At 68.1% G+C, this 14,688-nt stretch carries 15 protein-coding genes; 5 read left to right on the plus strand and 10 right to left on the minus strand.

Annotated features, from left to right (window positions below; translation table 11 throughout):
* Window positions 1-72: 72 nt before the first annotated feature.
* Both ACZ5MJ_RS12440 and ACZ5MJ_RS12445 read right to left on the minus strand, forming a co-directional pair.
* On the minus strand, window positions 73-696 hold the full coding sequence (locus tag ACZ5MJ_RS12440) for an L-threonylcarbamoyladenylate synthase (protein ID WP_464219663.1): 624 nt from the start codon (window positions 694-696) through the stop codon (window positions 73-75).
* Window positions 697-769: 73 nt separating this feature from the next.
* A complete protein-coding gene (locus ACZ5MJ_RS12445) occupies window positions 770-1,615 on the minus strand; it encodes a 3',5'-nucleoside bisphosphate phosphatase (RefSeq protein ID WP_464219665.1) in 846 nt (281 codons plus the stop codon).
* 169 nt (window positions 1,616-1,784) lie between these two features.
* Between ACZ5MJ_RS12445 and ACZ5MJ_RS12450 the strand changes: the two genes are divergently transcribed.
* Window positions 1,785-2,864: an NAD(P)/FAD-dependent oxidoreductase gene (locus tag ACZ5MJ_RS12450; RefSeq protein ID WP_464219667.1), complete on the plus strand. Its 1,080-nt coding sequence runs from the start codon at window positions 1,785-1,787 to the stop codon at window positions 2,862-2,864.
* Between the two features lie 17 nt (window positions 2,865-2,881).
* Here the strand turns inward: ACZ5MJ_RS12450 and ACZ5MJ_RS12455 are convergent, their stop codons facing one another.
* Entirely contained in the window at window positions 2,882-3,781 is a 900-nt protein-coding gene (locus ACZ5MJ_RS12455) for an alpha/beta fold hydrolase (RefSeq protein ID WP_464219668.1), read from the minus strand.
* Between the two features lie 148 nt (window positions 3,782-3,929).
* On the opposite strand from ACZ5MJ_RS12455, the gene ACZ5MJ_RS12460 reads away from it, so the two are divergent.
* Window positions 3,930-5,681 carry an acyl-CoA synthetase gene (locus ACZ5MJ_RS12460; RefSeq protein WP_464219669.1) on the plus strand — a complete coding sequence of 584 codons (1,752 nt, stop codon included), beginning with the start codon at window positions 3,930-3,932 and terminating at the stop codon, window positions 5,679-5,681.
* Here the strand turns inward: ACZ5MJ_RS12460 and ACZ5MJ_RS12465 are convergent.
* On the minus strand, window positions 5,678-6,559 hold the full coding sequence (locus tag ACZ5MJ_RS12465; protein WP_464219670.1) for a ferritin-like domain-containing protein: 882 nt from the start codon (window positions 6,557-6,559) through the stop codon (window positions 5,678-5,680). The two genes, ACZ5MJ_RS12460 and ACZ5MJ_RS12465, sit on opposite strands and share 4 nt — an antisense overlap.
* 136 nt (window positions 6,560-6,695) lie before the next feature.
* Here ACZ5MJ_RS12465 and ACZ5MJ_RS12470 point away from each other — a divergent pair, with 136 nt between their 5' ends.
* The 3 genes from ACZ5MJ_RS12470 to ACZ5MJ_RS12480 all read left to right on the plus strand — a co-directional run bounded on the left by ACZ5MJ_RS12470 (window position 6,696) and on the right by ACZ5MJ_RS12480 (window position 8,810).
* The gene (locus ACZ5MJ_RS12470; protein WP_464219671.1) at window positions 6,696-7,220 is read left to right on the plus strand and encodes a gamma carbonic anhydrase family protein; all 525 of its coding nucleotides are present in this window, start codon (window positions 6,696-6,698) and stop codon (window positions 7,218-7,220) included.
* A 40-nt stretch (window positions 7,221-7,260) separates the two neighbouring features.
* Window positions 7,261-8,262, plus strand: a complete 1,002-nt coding sequence (gene hslO, locus ACZ5MJ_RS12475; protein ID WP_464219673.1) for an Hsp33 family molecular chaperone HslO — start codon at window positions 7,261-7,263, stop codon at window positions 8,260-8,262.
* A 125-nt stretch (window positions 8,263-8,387) separates the two neighbouring features.
* Entirely contained in the window at window positions 8,388-8,810 is a 423-nt protein-coding gene (locus ACZ5MJ_RS12480) for a hypothetical protein (protein ID WP_464219674.1), read from the plus strand.
* Between the two features lie 55 nt (window positions 8,811-8,865).
* Here the strand turns inward: ACZ5MJ_RS12480 and ftsB are convergent, their stop codons facing one another.
* The 6 genes from ftsB to ACZ5MJ_RS12510 all read right to left on the minus strand — a co-directional run bounded on the left by ftsB (window position 8,866) and on the right by ACZ5MJ_RS12510 (window position 14,677).
* Window positions 8,866-9,207 carry a cell division protein FtsB gene (gene ftsB, locus ACZ5MJ_RS12485; RefSeq protein ID WP_464219675.1) on the minus strand — a complete coding sequence of 114 codons (342 nt, stop codon included), beginning with the start codon at window positions 9,205-9,207 and terminating at the stop codon, window positions 8,866-8,868.
* A gap of 169 nt (window positions 9,208-9,376) precedes the next feature.
* Window positions 9,377-10,666 (minus strand): phosphopyruvate hydratase, encoded by a 1,290-nt coding sequence (gene eno, locus ACZ5MJ_RS12490; RefSeq protein ID WP_464219676.1) that lies wholly within the window; start codon window positions 10,664-10,666, stop codon window positions 9,377-9,379.
* A 117-nt stretch (window positions 10,667-10,783) separates the two neighbouring features.
* A complete protein-coding gene (locus ACZ5MJ_RS12495; protein ID WP_464219678.1) occupies window positions 10,784-11,077 on the minus strand; it encodes a DUF1330 domain-containing protein in 294 nt (97 codons plus the stop codon).
* 91 nt (window positions 11,078-11,168) lie between these two features.
* Entirely contained in the window at window positions 11,169-12,038 is an 870-nt protein-coding gene (kdsA, locus tag ACZ5MJ_RS12500; RefSeq protein WP_432259749.1) for a 3-deoxy-8-phosphooctulonate synthase, read from the minus strand.
* A gap of 28 nt (window positions 12,039-12,066) precedes the next feature.
* Window positions 12,067-13,719, minus strand: a complete 1,653-nt coding sequence (locus ACZ5MJ_RS12505) for a CTP synthase (protein WP_464219680.1) — start codon at window positions 13,717-13,719, stop codon at window positions 12,067-12,069.
* A 151-nt stretch (window positions 13,720-13,870) separates the two neighbouring features.
* Window positions 13,871-14,677 carry an alpha/beta fold hydrolase gene (locus ACZ5MJ_RS12510; protein ID WP_464219682.1) on the minus strand — a complete coding sequence of 269 codons (807 nt, stop codon included), beginning with the start codon at window positions 14,675-14,677 and terminating at the stop codon, window positions 13,871-13,873.
* Window positions 14,678-14,688: the final 11 nt, after the last annotated feature.

Raw genomic sequence — 14,688 nt, forward strand, 5'->3', positions numbered from 1 at the left:
ATTGTAACGGCCCGGCGGCGCCCGGGCGCACGCTGGCGCACCCCTCCGGGAGGGTGGCGGTGCCGGAGGAATTCAGAGCCCGAAGCGCTCGACGTCGCCGCGGCCCGCGCGGATCAGCTCGGGTTCGCCGCTGGTCAGGTCGATCACCGTGGTCGGCTGCGCCGGCGCCGGGCCGCCGCACACCACCAGGTCGAGCTGCTTTTCCAGCCGCGCGCGGATTTCCGCCGGGTCGTTGAGCGGCTGCTCGTCGCCCGGCATCTGCAGCGTGGCCGAGATCAGCGGCTCCCCGGTCTCGCCCAGCAGCGCCAGCGGGATCGCATGTTCAGGCACGCGCACGCCGATGGTCTTGCGCGCCGGGTGCGACAGCCGCCGCGGCACTTCCTTGGTCGCTTCCAGGATGAATACGTACGGGCCCGGCGTGGCACCCTTGAGCCAGCGGTATTGCCGGTTGTCGACGCGGGCAAAGTTGCCCAGCTCGGACAGGTCGCTGCACATCAGCGTCAGGTGGTGGCGATCGTCGATACCGCGCAGCCGGCGCAGGCGCTCGACCGCGGCCTTGTCGTCGAGCCGGCAGGCCAGCGCATAGCTGGAGTCGGTCGGCAGTGCGATCAGCCCGCCCTTCTGCAGGATCTGGGAGGCCTGCTTGATCAGGCGCGACTGCGGGTTGAGCGGATGGATCTCGAAGTACTGTGACATGGGCCAGGGGGACGGATTCGGACGGAACGGAGCGGAATCTGGGGGGACCCCAGGCCGGGCAGGCGCCTGCCGCCTACCAGTCGTGCCAGACGGGGGTGACGGAGGCCGGCAGCGGCGGCAGCGTACCCAGCCCCACGCGCCCTTCGCCGGGGCCGTGGAAGTCCGAGCCGCGGGAGGCCAGCAGCCCGTAATGGCGGGCCACCTCGGCGTAGCGGCGGTACTGGTCGGGCGTATGGCTGCCGGTCACCACCTCCACGGCGCCGCCGCCCAGCGACGTGAATTCATCGAACAGCGCGTCGTGCTGGGTATCGGTGTAGTGGTATCGGCCCGGGTGCGCGATCACGGCGATGCCGCCGGCCGCGCGGATCCAGCTGACCGCTTCGGCCAGGCTGGCCCAGCGGTGGCCGACGTAGCCAGGACGGCCTTCCGACAGGTACTCGCTGAAGACGTCGCCAATGGTGGCGCAGCGCCCCTGGTCGACCAGCCAGCGCGCAAAGTGCGTGCGCGAGATCAGGTCTGGATTGCCCACGTAGCGCAGCGCCCCTTCATAGGCGCCGGTGATGCCGACCCTGGCCAGCGCGTCGGCGATATCGCGCGCGCGGCGTGCGCGGCCCGAGCGGGTATCGGTCAGGCCATCGATCAGTTCCGGGCAGTGCGGGTCGATCTGCAGGCCGACGATATGCACGGTCTGCCCGGCCCAGGTCACCGAGATTTCCACGCCCGGCACGTAGCGCATGCCGAATTCCTCGGCCGCGGCGCGTGCCTCGGCCTGCCCGCCCAGCTCGTCGTGGTCGGTCAGCGCCCAGTACGCGACCCCCGCGTCGCGGGCGATTGCCGCCACGGCGCGCGGCGCGAGCGTGCCGTCGGAAACGGTGGAATGGCAATGCAGGTCAGCATTGATGGCGTGGGCGTTTTGCATGGTGTCATTCTACTCCCGTCGCCCCTGCATGCGTGACGCCGGCGCACCCTGGCGGGCCGCGCCAAAGCCATGCCGGCAACGCTGGCGTCGGCGGAAACCGGGGTGGCGCGGGGTATAGTCGGGCTTTGCACCGTTTATTTGCGGGCACCTGGCGTGCCCGCCCTGCCCAATGCCCACCGCTACCCCTGCAGCCGCCGCACCCGTCACCACCACCGATGTCCTGATCGTGGGCGCCGGCCCGGTCGGCCTGTTCGCCGCGTTCCAGGCCGGCGTGCTTGGCCTCAAATGTGAACTGATCGATGTGCTCGACCGCGCCGGCGGCCAGTGCACCGAGCTGTATCCCGAGAAACCAATCTACGACATCCCGGCCGTGCCGGGCTGCCTGGCGCAGGACCTGGTCGACCGGCTGATGGAGCAATGCGCGCCGTTCGCCTTCCCGATGCACTTCGGCCAGCGCGCGGAAAGCGTGTCCGAAACCCCGGCACCGCCGGCAACGGACGGCCATGCCGCCCATGAGCGCCTGCTGGTGACCACCGACGGCGGCAAGCGCTTCGATGTTGCCGCGGTGCTGGTCTGCGCCGGCGCGGGCGCCTTCGCGCCGCAGCGCGTGTCGCTGCCCGAGGCGCCGGCGCTGGAAGGCCGCCATGTGCACTACGCGGTGCGCGACGTATCGCGTTTTGCCGGCAAGCGCGTGGTGGTGGCCGGCGGCGGCGACTCGGCGCTGGACTGGGCGCTGGCGCTGCGCAAGGTGGCCGCGCGCGTCACGCTGCTGCACCGGCGCGAGGGCTTCCGCGCGGCCGACGGCACCGTGGCCGAGATGCGCGAAGCCGTGGCCGCCGGAGAGATGGATTTCGTGGTCGGCATGCTGGGCGCCCTGCGCACCGAAGGCCAGGCGCTGGCCGAGGTCGAGGTGCGCACCCGCGACGGCAGCACGGTGCTGCCCGCCGATGAACTGGTGGCGCTGTATGGACTGGTGTCCGAGCCGGGCCCGATCGCGCACTGGGACATGGACATGCGCGCCGGCCGCATCCTGGTCGACACCACCACCTACGAAAGCTCGCGCCGCGGCATCTTTGCCGCGGGCGATATCGCCTACTACACCAACAAGCAGAAGCTGATCCTGTCGGGCTTCCACGAGGCCGCGCTGGCATTGCGCCGCGCCTATCACTATGCCTTCCCGGAAAAGGCGCTGGTGCACGTGCACACCAGCAACAACGCCGCGCTCAAGCAAAAGCTCACGCACGCCTGAGCCGCGGCGCGCCACGCTTACAGCGGTCCGCAGAACGACTCCACCAGGGCCGCCACCGCGGCGGGCTGGTCGTGATGCAGCATGTGGCCGGCATCTTCCACCACCGCCTCGCGGAAGTCCGGGAAGGCACGGAAGCGCTCCTTGAATTCGTCGATGGTCTGCTTGTGGGCGATACGGCGCAGCGTGTCCGAATCGCGCGCTTCCACATGCAGTACCGGCGCGCTGACCTGCTCCCAGATCGCCATCACTTCATCGACCCGGTACAGCATCGGGTTGACCAGCTTGTGCGCAGGGTCGCCCAGGATTTCCCAGCGGCCGTCCGCGTTGCGGCGCGACCAGTGCGCGGCCAGGAAGGCGGCACGGTCGTCGGGCAGGCGCGGGTTGGTCTTCTGCAGCCGGGCGGCGACGCCGCCCACGCTGTCATAGGTCCTCAGTTCCGCGCCGGCGCGCAATTCGTCGAGCCAGCGCGCATAGCGCTTCGGCGCGTGCACCGGGCGCGTCGCCGTCATGCCGAAGCCCTCCAGGTCCACCACGCGGCGCACCCGCTGCGGGCGGATGCCAGCGTACAGGCAGATCACGTTGGCGCCCATGCTGTGGCCGACCAGGTCAACCTGGCCGTCCGGCGCGTAGTGGTCGAGCAAGGCCTCCAGGTCGGCAATGTAGTCGCCAAACCAGTAGGACTGCGTGCCCGGGTAGCGCGTGGGCCAGTCGGTCTCGCCAAAGCCGCGCCAGTCCGGCGCGATCACGTGCCAGTCGCCGCGCAGGTGGTCGACCAGGAACTGGAACGAAGCGGCCACGTCCATCCAGCCGTGCAGCATGAACAGCTTGCGCGCGCCGGGCGTGCCCCAGTGGCGCACGTGGTAGCGCAGCCCGCGCAACGTGATAAATTCAGACCGCGAGGTTTCCTTGATTGCCATTGTCTCCACCCTTGCGTCGGGATCTTCCCGCCGCGGGGGCTGGCGAGGGAAGCCACGACAAAATAGAACGATCGTTCGCTTGCGGGCATTATAGCGGCCGGCGCCGCTGGCAGCTTGCCGCGCCAGGCGGACCCACAGGAGACCTTGGATGGCCGCAGCTGCCTTGCCGGCAAGCCGGCGCGACGACTACCGCGCCCTGTACGAATCCTTCCGCTGGGAAATCCCGCCGCATTTCAATATCGCCGAAGCCTGCTGCGGACGCTGGGCCCGCGACCCGGCCACGATGGACCGCATCGCGGTCTATACCGAGCACGAGGACGGCCGCCGCAACGCGCACACCTTTGCCCATATCCAGGCCGAGGCCAACCGCCTGTCGGCGGCGCTGCGCGCACTGGGCGTGGCGCGCGGCGACCGCGTCGCGATCGTGATGCCGCAGCGGATCGAGACCGTGATCGCGCATATGGCAATCTACCAGCTCGGCGCCATCGCCATGCCGCTGTCGATGCTGTTCGGCCCCGAGGCGCTGGCCTACCGCATTGCGCACAGCGAAGCCAGCGTGGCGATCGCCGACGAGACCTCGATCGACAACGTGCTGGCCGCGCGCCCGGAATGCCCGACGCTGGCGACGGTGATCGCCGCCGGAGACGCGAATAGCCGCGCGCACAGCCGCGGCGACCACGACTGGGACGTGCTGCTGGCGGCGCAGCTGCCGGCCTTCGTCGCCGAGCAGACCAAGGCCGACGAGGCCGCGGTGCTGATCTACACCAGCGGCACCACCGGCCCGCCCAAGGGCGCGCTGATCCCGCACCGCGCGCTGATCGGCAACCTGACCGGCTTTGTCTGCTCGCAGAACTGGTATCCGCAGGACGACGACGTGTTCTGGAGCCCGGCCGACTGGGCCTGGACCGGCGGCCTGTGGGACGCGCTGATGCCGGCACTGTATTTCGGTAAGCCCATCGTCGGCTACCAGGGACGTTTCTCCGCCGAGCGCGCCTTCGAATTGCTGGAGCGCTACGCCGTCACCAACACCTTCCTGTTCCCGACCGCGCTCAAGCAGATGATGAAGGCCTGCCCGGAGCCGCGGCAGCGCTACGACATCAGGCTGCGTGCGCTGATGAGCGCCGGCGAGGCCGTGGGCGAGACCGTGTTCGGCTGGTGCCGCGATGCGCTTGGAGTGATCGTCAACGAGATGTTCGGCCAGACCGAGATCAACTACATCGTCGGCAACTGCACCGCGCAGAACGACGACGAGCGCCTGGGCTGGCCGGCGCGGCCGGGTTCGATGGGACGCCCCTACCCCGGCCACCGCGTGCAGGTGATCGACGATGAAGGCCGCCCCTGCCCGCCCGGCGAGGACGGCGAGGTCGCGGTGTGCGCGACCGACAGTGCCGGGCATCCGGACCCGGTGTTCTTCCTCGGCTACTGGAAGAACGACGCCGCCACCGCGGGCAAGTACACCGAGCGCGACGGCCTGCGCTGGTGCCGCACCGGCGACCTGGCGCGCGTCGATGCCGACGGCTACCTGTGGTACCAGGGGCGTGCCGACGACGTCTTCAAGTCATCGGGCTATCGCATCGGGCCCAGCGAGATCGAGAACTGCCTGCTCAAGCATCCGGCGGTGTCCAACTGCGCTGTGGTGCCCTCGCCCGATCCCGAGCGCGGCGCCGTGGTCAAGGCCTTCGTCGTGCTGACGCCGTCGGTGGCGCGCTCGTTCGACGGCGACGCGGCGCTGGTGGCGGAATTGCAGGCCCATGTGCGTGGGCAGCTGGCGCCGTACGAGTACCCGAAGGCGATCGAGTTTATCGACCAGCTGCCGATGACGACGACCGGCAAGATCCAGCGGCGGGTGTTGCGGCTGCTCGAGGAGGAACGCGCAAGGGAAGGCCGCCAGTCGGCCTAACCCGCCGATGCCTCCAGCCATGCCAGTTCATCCTCATCGAAGCCGGCGGCGCGCCGCGCATCCAGGTTGAACGGCCCGCGCAGCTTTGGCGCGCGGTATTGTTCAGCCAGCTGCGCATAGGTGGCAACGGGATCGAGGCCGCGCTGCGCGCACAGCCAGCGGTACCAGTGGTTGCCAATGGCGACGTGGCCGACCTCGTCGCGCAGGATGATGTCGATGATGGCCGCGGCGGCATGGTCGCCGGCGCCGGCCAGCCTGGCGCGCACCGGCGGCGAGGCGTCGAGCCCGCGTGCCTCCAGCGTGCGCGGCACCAGCGCCATGCGCGCCAGCACGTCGCCGGCGGTCTTGTCGGTCATCTCCCACAGGCTGTTGTGCGCAGGGAAGTCGCCATAAGCCGCACCGAGCGTGCCGAGGTGGTCGGCCAGCAGCGTGAAGTGGTAGGCCTCTTCATCGGCCACGCGCAGCCAGTCGCGGTAGTAGCCGGGCGGCATGCCGGGGAAGCGCCAGGCCGCGTCCAGCGCGAGGTTGATGGCGTTGAACTCGATATGGCACAGCGCATGGATCATCGCCGCGCGCCCGGCCGGTGTATGCAGCGAGCGGCGCCGCTCGACGCCCTGCGGCGCTACCAGCGGCGGCCGCTCGGGGCGGCCCGGGATGGCATGGACGGCATCGGCCTGGATCACCTCGCCGGCGGCGAGCGCTTCGTCCGGCAACGTCATCGCATGGCGGAAAAGTGCCCGCGCCGCCACGGACTTCTGGCGCGGATCCGTCATGCACAGCACCGTCAGCGCATGATGGCGCGGCGAAAGTGACGGATCAGGCGAAGCGGCGGCGGGTGTTTTTTCTGGCATGGGCGTAAAATCCGGGACTGCCGCCATTGTAGGGCCTCGCCGCTGCCCGACTGCCGTGCAAGCCACGCAGCCCATGGGCGCCGCGCGCCCACGCTCCACCCCGGCCCTTTAAAGTCCGGCGGCAACCCCCACTTCAACAAAAGACTTTCGTGCAGGAGACCTCATGGCGCTTTACCAGCTCGGCGACGTCAAGCCCAATATCGACAGCGACGCCTACGTGGCCCCCGAAGCCACCATCATCGGCAACGTGACCCTCAAGTCCCGCGCCAGCGCCTGGCCCGGTGTCGTGATCCGGGGCGACAACGAGCCGATCGTGGTGGGCGAGGACACCAATATCCAGGAGGGCTCGGTGCTGCATACCGACCCGGGCTGCCCGCTGACCCTGGGCGACAAGGTCTCGATCGGCCACCAGGCCATGCTGCATGGCTGCACGATTGGCGAAGGCTCGCTGATCGGCATCCAGGCCGTGGTGCTGAACCGCGCCGTGATCGGCAAGGAATGCCTGGTCGGCGCCGGTGCCGTGGTAACCGAGGGCAAGGTCTTCCCGGACCGCTCGCTGATCCTGGGCGCGCCGGCCAAGGTGGTGCGCGAGCTCACCGATGCCGACGTCGCCAACCTGTACCGCAACGCCGAGACCTACGCCACGCGCCAGGCCCTGTACAAACAACAGCTCAAGCGGATCGGCTGACGACCGCGGCGGCAACTTACCGAATCATCGACAGATTATTGTGACCGATACCACCACCCCCGACACCCTGCAGAAATTCCTGTTCGACGCGGCCCCCGTGCGCGGCGAGCTGGTGCGCATGGAAGCCACCTGGCAAGAAGTGCTGGGCCGCCACAGCTACCCCGCACCGGTGCGCCGGCTGCTGGGCGAGATGATGGCCGCCGCGGCGCTGCTGTCGGCCAACCTGAAGTTCAACGGGGCGCTGGTGATGCAGCTGCACGGCGACGGCCCGGTGCGCATGCTGGTGGTGGAATGCCTGTCCGACCTGTCGATGCGCGCCACCGCCAAGCTGGCCGAGGGCGCGCAGATCGCCGACGACGCCACGCTGGCGCAGATGGTCAACGCCCACGGCCATGGCCGCTTTGCCATCACGCTGGATCCCAAGGACAAGCTGCCGGGCCAGCAGCCATACCAGGGCATCGTGCCGCTGTCCGATGCGCACGGCCCGCTGGCCTCGATCAGCGCGGTGCTGGAGCACTACATGCAGGCGTCCGAGCAGCTCGACACGCGCCTGTGGCTGGCCGCGGACGACCACGTCGCCGCCGGCATGCTGCTGCAGAAGCTGCCGGCCTACGGCGGCACCGCGGAAGTCGGCGAGACCGGCGCGCCGCTGGCCAGCCATGCCAGGGCGCAGGACCTGGACACCTGGGACCGCGCCGTGCAGCTGGGCACCACGCTCAAGGCCGACGAACTGCTGGCCGAAACGCCCGACACCCTGCTGCGCCGCCTGTTCTGGGAAGACCTGCAGGACGCCGGCCTGCGCGTGTTTGAGCCGCTGACACCGCATTTCCACTGCTCGTGCTCGCGCCCCAAGGTGGCGGGCATGCTGCAGTCGCTGGGCCAGGACGAGATCGAAGGCATCATCGCCGAGCGCGGCCATGTCGAGATCCACTGCGACTTCTGCGGCCAGCGCTATGAGTTCGACCCGGTCGACTGCGCCCAGCTGTTCTCCGCGACCCATATCGCCACCGGCGCCGGTGCCGGCGCGCAGCAGCACCACTGAGCCGCCACGGCGGCACGGCCCGGGCAGGCTCGGGGCGGCACGGCGGAAACATCCGCCTTGCCGTCCGGTCCAACGGCTGTACGATGGCAGCATCCAGTTGCCGACCAGCGAGCCTGAGAACAACCATGTCCGCCCGAGCCACCTCTCCCCTGCCTGAATCCCCTGCCACGACACCGCGCGTGCTGCGCGGCGTTGCTGCCGGCGCTGCGCTCGGCGCGCTGCTGCTGGCCGCCGGCTGCGCGGAAATCCCGCGCGACGCCAACGGCTCGCCGCCCACCGCGCGGCTGGCGCCCAACGCCATCCCGCCGGCACCGCTGACGGCGGAGGACAAGCAGAAGCTGAGCGCGCTGAACCAGCAAGTCCTGCGCGACCAGGCGGCCGCCATCGCGTTCGACCAGCAGGCAGCGGCCGCGCGCGCGGCCTATGGCTATCCGAACACCAGCTGGAACCTGTATTACGGGGGATGGGGTGGCGGCCACTGGGGTGGCGGCGTCGGCGTCGGCATGCCCGGCTGGGGCTGGGGCGGCTATCCGTACGGCTGGTGGTGACGGGCAGCCGGCGGGCTGGATCCAAGCCCACCGACAGTGAGAGACAAGACGCCTCTTAGTGGCCGCCTTTGCCGGCCACCGAATTCGGCGGCGGCGGCAACGGCGGCGTGGCGCTGACCTTGGGCGCCGGCGCGACAAACTGCACGAAAACCTCGCCTTCCCGCACCATGCCCAGCTCATAGCGGGCACGTTCCTCGATCGCGCCGGTGCCGTCCTGCAAGTCGGCGACTTCCCCTTCCAGCTTGGCGTTGCGCAGCTTGAGCGTCTGGGTGCGGGTGCCCTGCTCGGTCAGTTGCCGGTTCAGGTCCCACACGCGCAGCCACCCGCCCTTGCCCAGCCAGAGCGGATACTGGATGGCAAGCAGCAGCACGAACAACAGCAGCGAGATCAGGCGCATGAAAAAGTTGCGGACAGGAATTTCCGCACAATGATCTGCGAACTCGGCCTGGAAGGCAATTGCCAGGCAGATTTCGATACAAAAACGGCGGCGGCCGGACAATGCCGGCCGCCGCCATTCCATCAACTTGCCGCCGTTCCCGCGCCCGCGGGAACAGCCGGGCAAGGTGTCAGCGCAGGTTGTAGAACGCGCCCTTGCCCGGGTAGCTGGCGATATCGCCCAGGTCTTCCTCGATGCGCAGCAGCTGGTTGTACTTGGCCATGCGGTCCGAGCGCGACAGCGAGCCGGTCTTGATCTGGCCGGCGTTGGTGCCCACCGCGATGTCGGCGATGGTGCTGTCTTCGGTCTCGCCCGAGCGGTGCGAGATCACGGCGGTGTAGCCGGCGCGCTTGGCCATTTCGATGGCGGCAAACGTTTCGGTCAGGGTGCCGATCTGGTTGATCTTGATCAGGATCGAGTTGCCGATGCCCTTCTCGATGCCTTCCTTCAGGATCTTGGTGTTGGTGACGAACAGGTCGTCGCCCACCAGCTGCACGCGGCTGCCCAGCTTATCGGTCAGCGTCTTCCAGCCGTCCCAGTCGCCTTCGGCCATGCCGTCCTCGATCGACACGATCGGGAACTTGTCGCACAGGTTGGCCAGGTAGTCGGCGAACTGCGTCGAGGTCAGCTTCAGGCCCTCGCCTTCCAGCTGGTACACGCCTTCACCCTCGTGGTAGAACTCGCTGGCGGCGCAGTCCAGCGCCAGCAGCACGTCTTCACCGGCGCGGTAGCCAGCCTTCTCGATGGCCTGCACCACGGTGTTCAGGCATTCCTCGTTGGACGAGAAGTTCGGGGCGAAGCCGCCTTCGTCGCCCACCGCGGTGGACATGCCCTTGTCGGCCAGGATCTTCTTCAGCGCGTGGAAGATCTCGGCGCCGCAGCGCAGGGCTTCGCGGAAGCTGGTCTGCGACACCGGCATGATCATGAATTCCTGGATGTCCAGGCTGTTGTTGGCGTGCGCGCCGCCGTTGACGATGTTCATCATCGGCACCGGCAGTTGCATCGCGCCCGAACCGCCGAAGTAGCGGTACAGGGGCAGGCCGGCTTCTTCAGCGGCGGCCTTGGCGACGGCCATCGACACCGCCAGCATGGCGTTGGCGCCCAGGCGGCCCTTGTTCTCGGTGCCGTCGAGGTCGATCAGGGTGCGGTCCAGGAAGGCCTGCTCGGAGGCGTCCAGGCCCATGATGGCTTCGGAGATTTCGGTGTTGATGTGCTCGACGGCCTTCAGCACGCCCTTGCCCAGGTAGCGGCTCTTGTCGCCGTCGCGCAGTTCGATGGCTTCACGCGAACCGGTGGAGGCGCCCGACGGCACGGCCGCACGGCCCATCACGCCGGATTCCAGCAGCACGTCGCATTCGACGGTGGGATTGCCGCGCGAGTCGAGAACCTCGCGACCGATGATATCTACGATTGCACTCATGAATTCCTCTCTGACTGTTGATTCTTGCTGCTGCTGATTACTTCAACCTGTGCGCGTGTCAGGCGCATGTCATGTGCGCAGCCCGTGCGCGCATGGCTGCCGCCAGGCACCAGCCGGTCAGGCGGCGCCCTCGACCACGATCATGTTCATCTTCGCCGCATGCTCGCGCGCCTTGCGCGCGGCGCGGTAGGCCTCGCCGTCGTGGAAGGCCTTGGCGGCTTCATAGCTGGAGAATTTCAGCACCACGACGCGCGTCGGCGCCCACTCCCCCTCCAGCGGCTCGGTCTTGCCGCCACGCACGAGCACTTCGGCGCCATGGATCTGCATGGCCTTGCTCGAAAGCACCTTGTATTCCTCGTACTGCTGGGGGTCGGTCACGTCGACGTAGGCGATGATAAAGCCCGCGGCCATGGAGTATCTCCCGATTTTTTGTATGGTCTTTCGATATGGTTTGTCACCGCCGGCGCCGGGTAACGGCACGGCGGCGGCAAACCCGGCCCGCTCAGGCGCAGGCCGGCCAGCCGAAGTTGTCTTCCAGGAACCCGGCGCGCTTGACCAGCGTGTCCAGGTCCTTGAGCACGGCCAGCAGTTCCTTCATGCGCGACAGCGGCACCGCGTTGGGGCCATCGGACAGGGCCTTGCTCGGGTCCGGGTGCGTTTCCATGAACAGGCCCGCCACGCCGGTGGCGACAGCGGCGCGCGACAGCACCGGCACGAACTCGCGCTGGCCGCCCGAACTGGTTCCCTGGCCGCCCGGCAGCTGCACCGAGTGGGTGGCGTCGAACACCACCGGGGCACCGGTCTCGCGCATGATCGCCAGCGAGCGCATGTCGGACACCAGGTTGTTGTAGCCGAACGAGACACCGCGCTCGCAGGCCATGAAGACATCGTCGGGCAGACCGGCTTCGCGCGCGGCATCGCGCGCCTTGTCGATCACGTTCTTCATGTCGTGCGGCGCCAGGAACTGGCCCTTCTTGATGTTCACCGGCTTGCCGCTCTGGGCGCAGGCACGGATGAAATCCGTCTGGCGGCACAGGAAGGCCGGCGTCTGCAGCACGTCCACCACGGCGGCGACGGGCTTGATCTCGTCGATCTCGTGGATGTCGGTCAGCACCGGCACGCCGATCTCGCGCTTGACCGTCGCCAGGATCTCGAGGCCCTTTTCCATCCCCAGCCCGCGGAACGACTTGCCCGAAGAACGGTTGGCCTTGTCGAACGACGACTTGTAGATGAACGGGATGCCCAGTGCCGTGGTGATCGCCTTGAGCTCGCCGGCGGTATCCAGCGCCATCTGCTCGGACTCGATCACGCACGGACCCGCGATCAGGAAGAACGGCTTGTCGAGGCCGGCCTCGAATCCACAGAGTTTCATGACAATCTCCTCTCGTGCCGCCCGGGGCTCAGGCGCCCTTGCGCTGCTGGCTGGCCAGCGCGGCTTCGACGTAGGCCTTGAACAGCGGATGGCCGTCGCGCGGCGTCGAGGTGAATTCCGGGTGGAACTGCACGCCGACGAACCAGGGGTGCATCGACTCCGGCAGCTCCATCATTTCCGGCAGGTTTTCCGTCGGGGTGCGCGCCGAGATCACCATGCCGGCCTTTTCCAGGGTCGGCACGTAGTGGTTGTTGACCTCGTAGCGGTGACGGTGGCGTTCGTTGACCTCGGCGCCGTAGATCGCGGCGGCCTTGGTGCCTTCCCTGACCGGCACGCGCTGGGCGCCCAGGCGCATGGTGCCGCCCAGGTCGGAATCGGCCGAGCGCTGCTCGACCTTGCCTTCGCGGTCCATCCACTCGGTGATCAGCGCGACCACCGGGTGTTCGGTTTCCAGGTTGAATTCGGTCGAGTTGGCATCGGTCATGCCGGCCAGGTGGCGGGCAAACTCGATCACGGCCAGCTGCATGCCCAGGCAGATGCCCAGGTAGGGGATCTTGTTCTCGCGGGCGTACTGGATCGCGCGGATCTTGCCTTCCGTGCCGCGCTTGCCGAAGCCGCCCGGCACCAGGATGGCGTCCAGCGGGGCCAGCACCTCGAGGTGGCCCGATTCCAGTTCCTCGGAATCGATGTACTCGATGTTGACGCGCGTGGCGGTGTGCATGCCTGCGTGGCGCAGCGCCTCGATCAGCGACTTGTACGACTCGGTCAGGTCGACATACTTGCCGACCATGCCGATGGTGATCTCGTGCTCGGGGTTTTCCTGCGCGTTGACCAACTTCTGCCACATCGACAGGTCGGCCGGCTTGGGATCCAGGCGCAGCTCTTCGCAGATCAGGCGGTCCAGGCCCTGCTCGTTGAGCATCTGCGGGATCTTGTAGATGCTGTCAGCATCCCACACCGAAATCACGGCGTCCTGCGGGATATTGGCGAACAGCGAAATCTTGGCGCGCTCGTCGTCCGGGATCGGGCGGTCGGCGCGGCACAGCAGCGCGGTCGGCGAGATGCCGATTTCACGCAGCTTCTGCACCGAGTGCTGGGTCGGCTTGGTCTTGAGCTCGCCGGCGCTGGCAATGAACGGCACCAGGGTCAGGTGCACGAAGGCGCAGTGGTTGCGGCCCATGCGCAGGCTCATCTGGCGCGCGGCTTCCAGGAACGGCAGCGATTCGATGTCACCCACGGTGCCGCCGATTTCCACCAGCGCCACGTCGGCCTTGCCGTCGTGCGAGGCCGCGGCGCCCTTTTCGACAAACGCCTGGATCTCGTTGGTGATATGCGGGATCACCTGCACGGTCTTGCCCAGGTATTCGCCGCGGCGCTCCTTGCGGATCACCGATTCGTAGATCTGGCCGGTGGTGAAGTTGTTCGACTTGCGCATCTTGGCCGAGACGAAACGCTCGTAGTGGCCGAGATCCAGGTCGGTTTCCGCACCGTCCTCCGTGACAAACACCTCGCCATGCTGGAAAGGGCTCATCGTGCCGGGATCGACGTTGATGTAGGGATCGAGCTTGAGGAGGGTGACTTTGAGGCCGCGCGACTCAAGAATGGCCGCGAGCGAGGCAGCAGCGATGCCCTTGCCGAGAGAAGAGACGACGCCACCGGTGACGAAGACGAATTTGGTCATAAACCGAGCTTGCCGGGGAAATCGGGATTATACATGAGAGCCCGTTTCCCGCCGACCCGGAAATTGTGACAGCCCCCCTCCGCAGCGGGGCAGCAACTGGCTTTCCCGGGGCGCTGCGGCGCATGCGCCGCACGCCCGCGGCACACCAGCCTCAGCGCCCCTCGCGACGCATCGCGCCGATCAGGTCGCGCACCAGTTGCGCCGTCTCCTGCGGCCGTTCCATCGGGTACAGATGGCCGCCTTCGATAAAGCGCAAGTTCGGCCCCACCAGCTTGCGGGTTGCACCCAGGCCGCACTGCCGCACCTCGCGCGAGCGCGTGCCGGCGACAAAGCCGACCGGCACCGGGGCGCCGCGCGCCACCTTGCGCCCGAGGCTGGTCGGCAGCGTGCGGTAGATCCAGTATTCGACCTCGCGGTCAAAGCGCAGCCGGCGCTCGCCGTCCTTGCCGGTCGGCTCGGTGCCGTGGATGGCGTAGTCGCGCAGCACCTCCTGGTCCCACACGGCAAAGTTGGGCTTGGAGCGGAAGTGTTCCCACACCGCCTCGGCATCCGGCCAGTGGGTGCGCCGGTTTCTGGTCACCGCCGCCGGGCCGGGCTTTTCATCCATGCCCAGCATCTGGGCGGTCTTCAGCAGCGACGCGCGCCAGCCGGCAATGATCGGCGAATCCAGCATGACCACGCCGCGCACCCGCTCCGGGCAGCGCAGCGCCGCCATCAGCGACAGGAAGCCGCCCAGCGAATGGCCCACCAGCCACACCGGCTCGCGGTACTGGCGGTCGATCTCGCCCAGCAGCTCTTCCACCAGGTGCGGCCAGCCGCGCGTCACCGGGAATTCGGGCTTGTGCCCGTAGCGGTCGACCGCGCGGAATTCGAAGTCGCCGTCCAGTTCGCCGAACAGCTTGCGGTAGGTCGTCACCGGAAAGCCGTTGGCATGGGAAAAATGAATGATCTCGCGCATCGTGTGTGGCC

The sequence above is a fragment of the Cupriavidus sp. LA-1 genome (assembly GCF_055385985.1).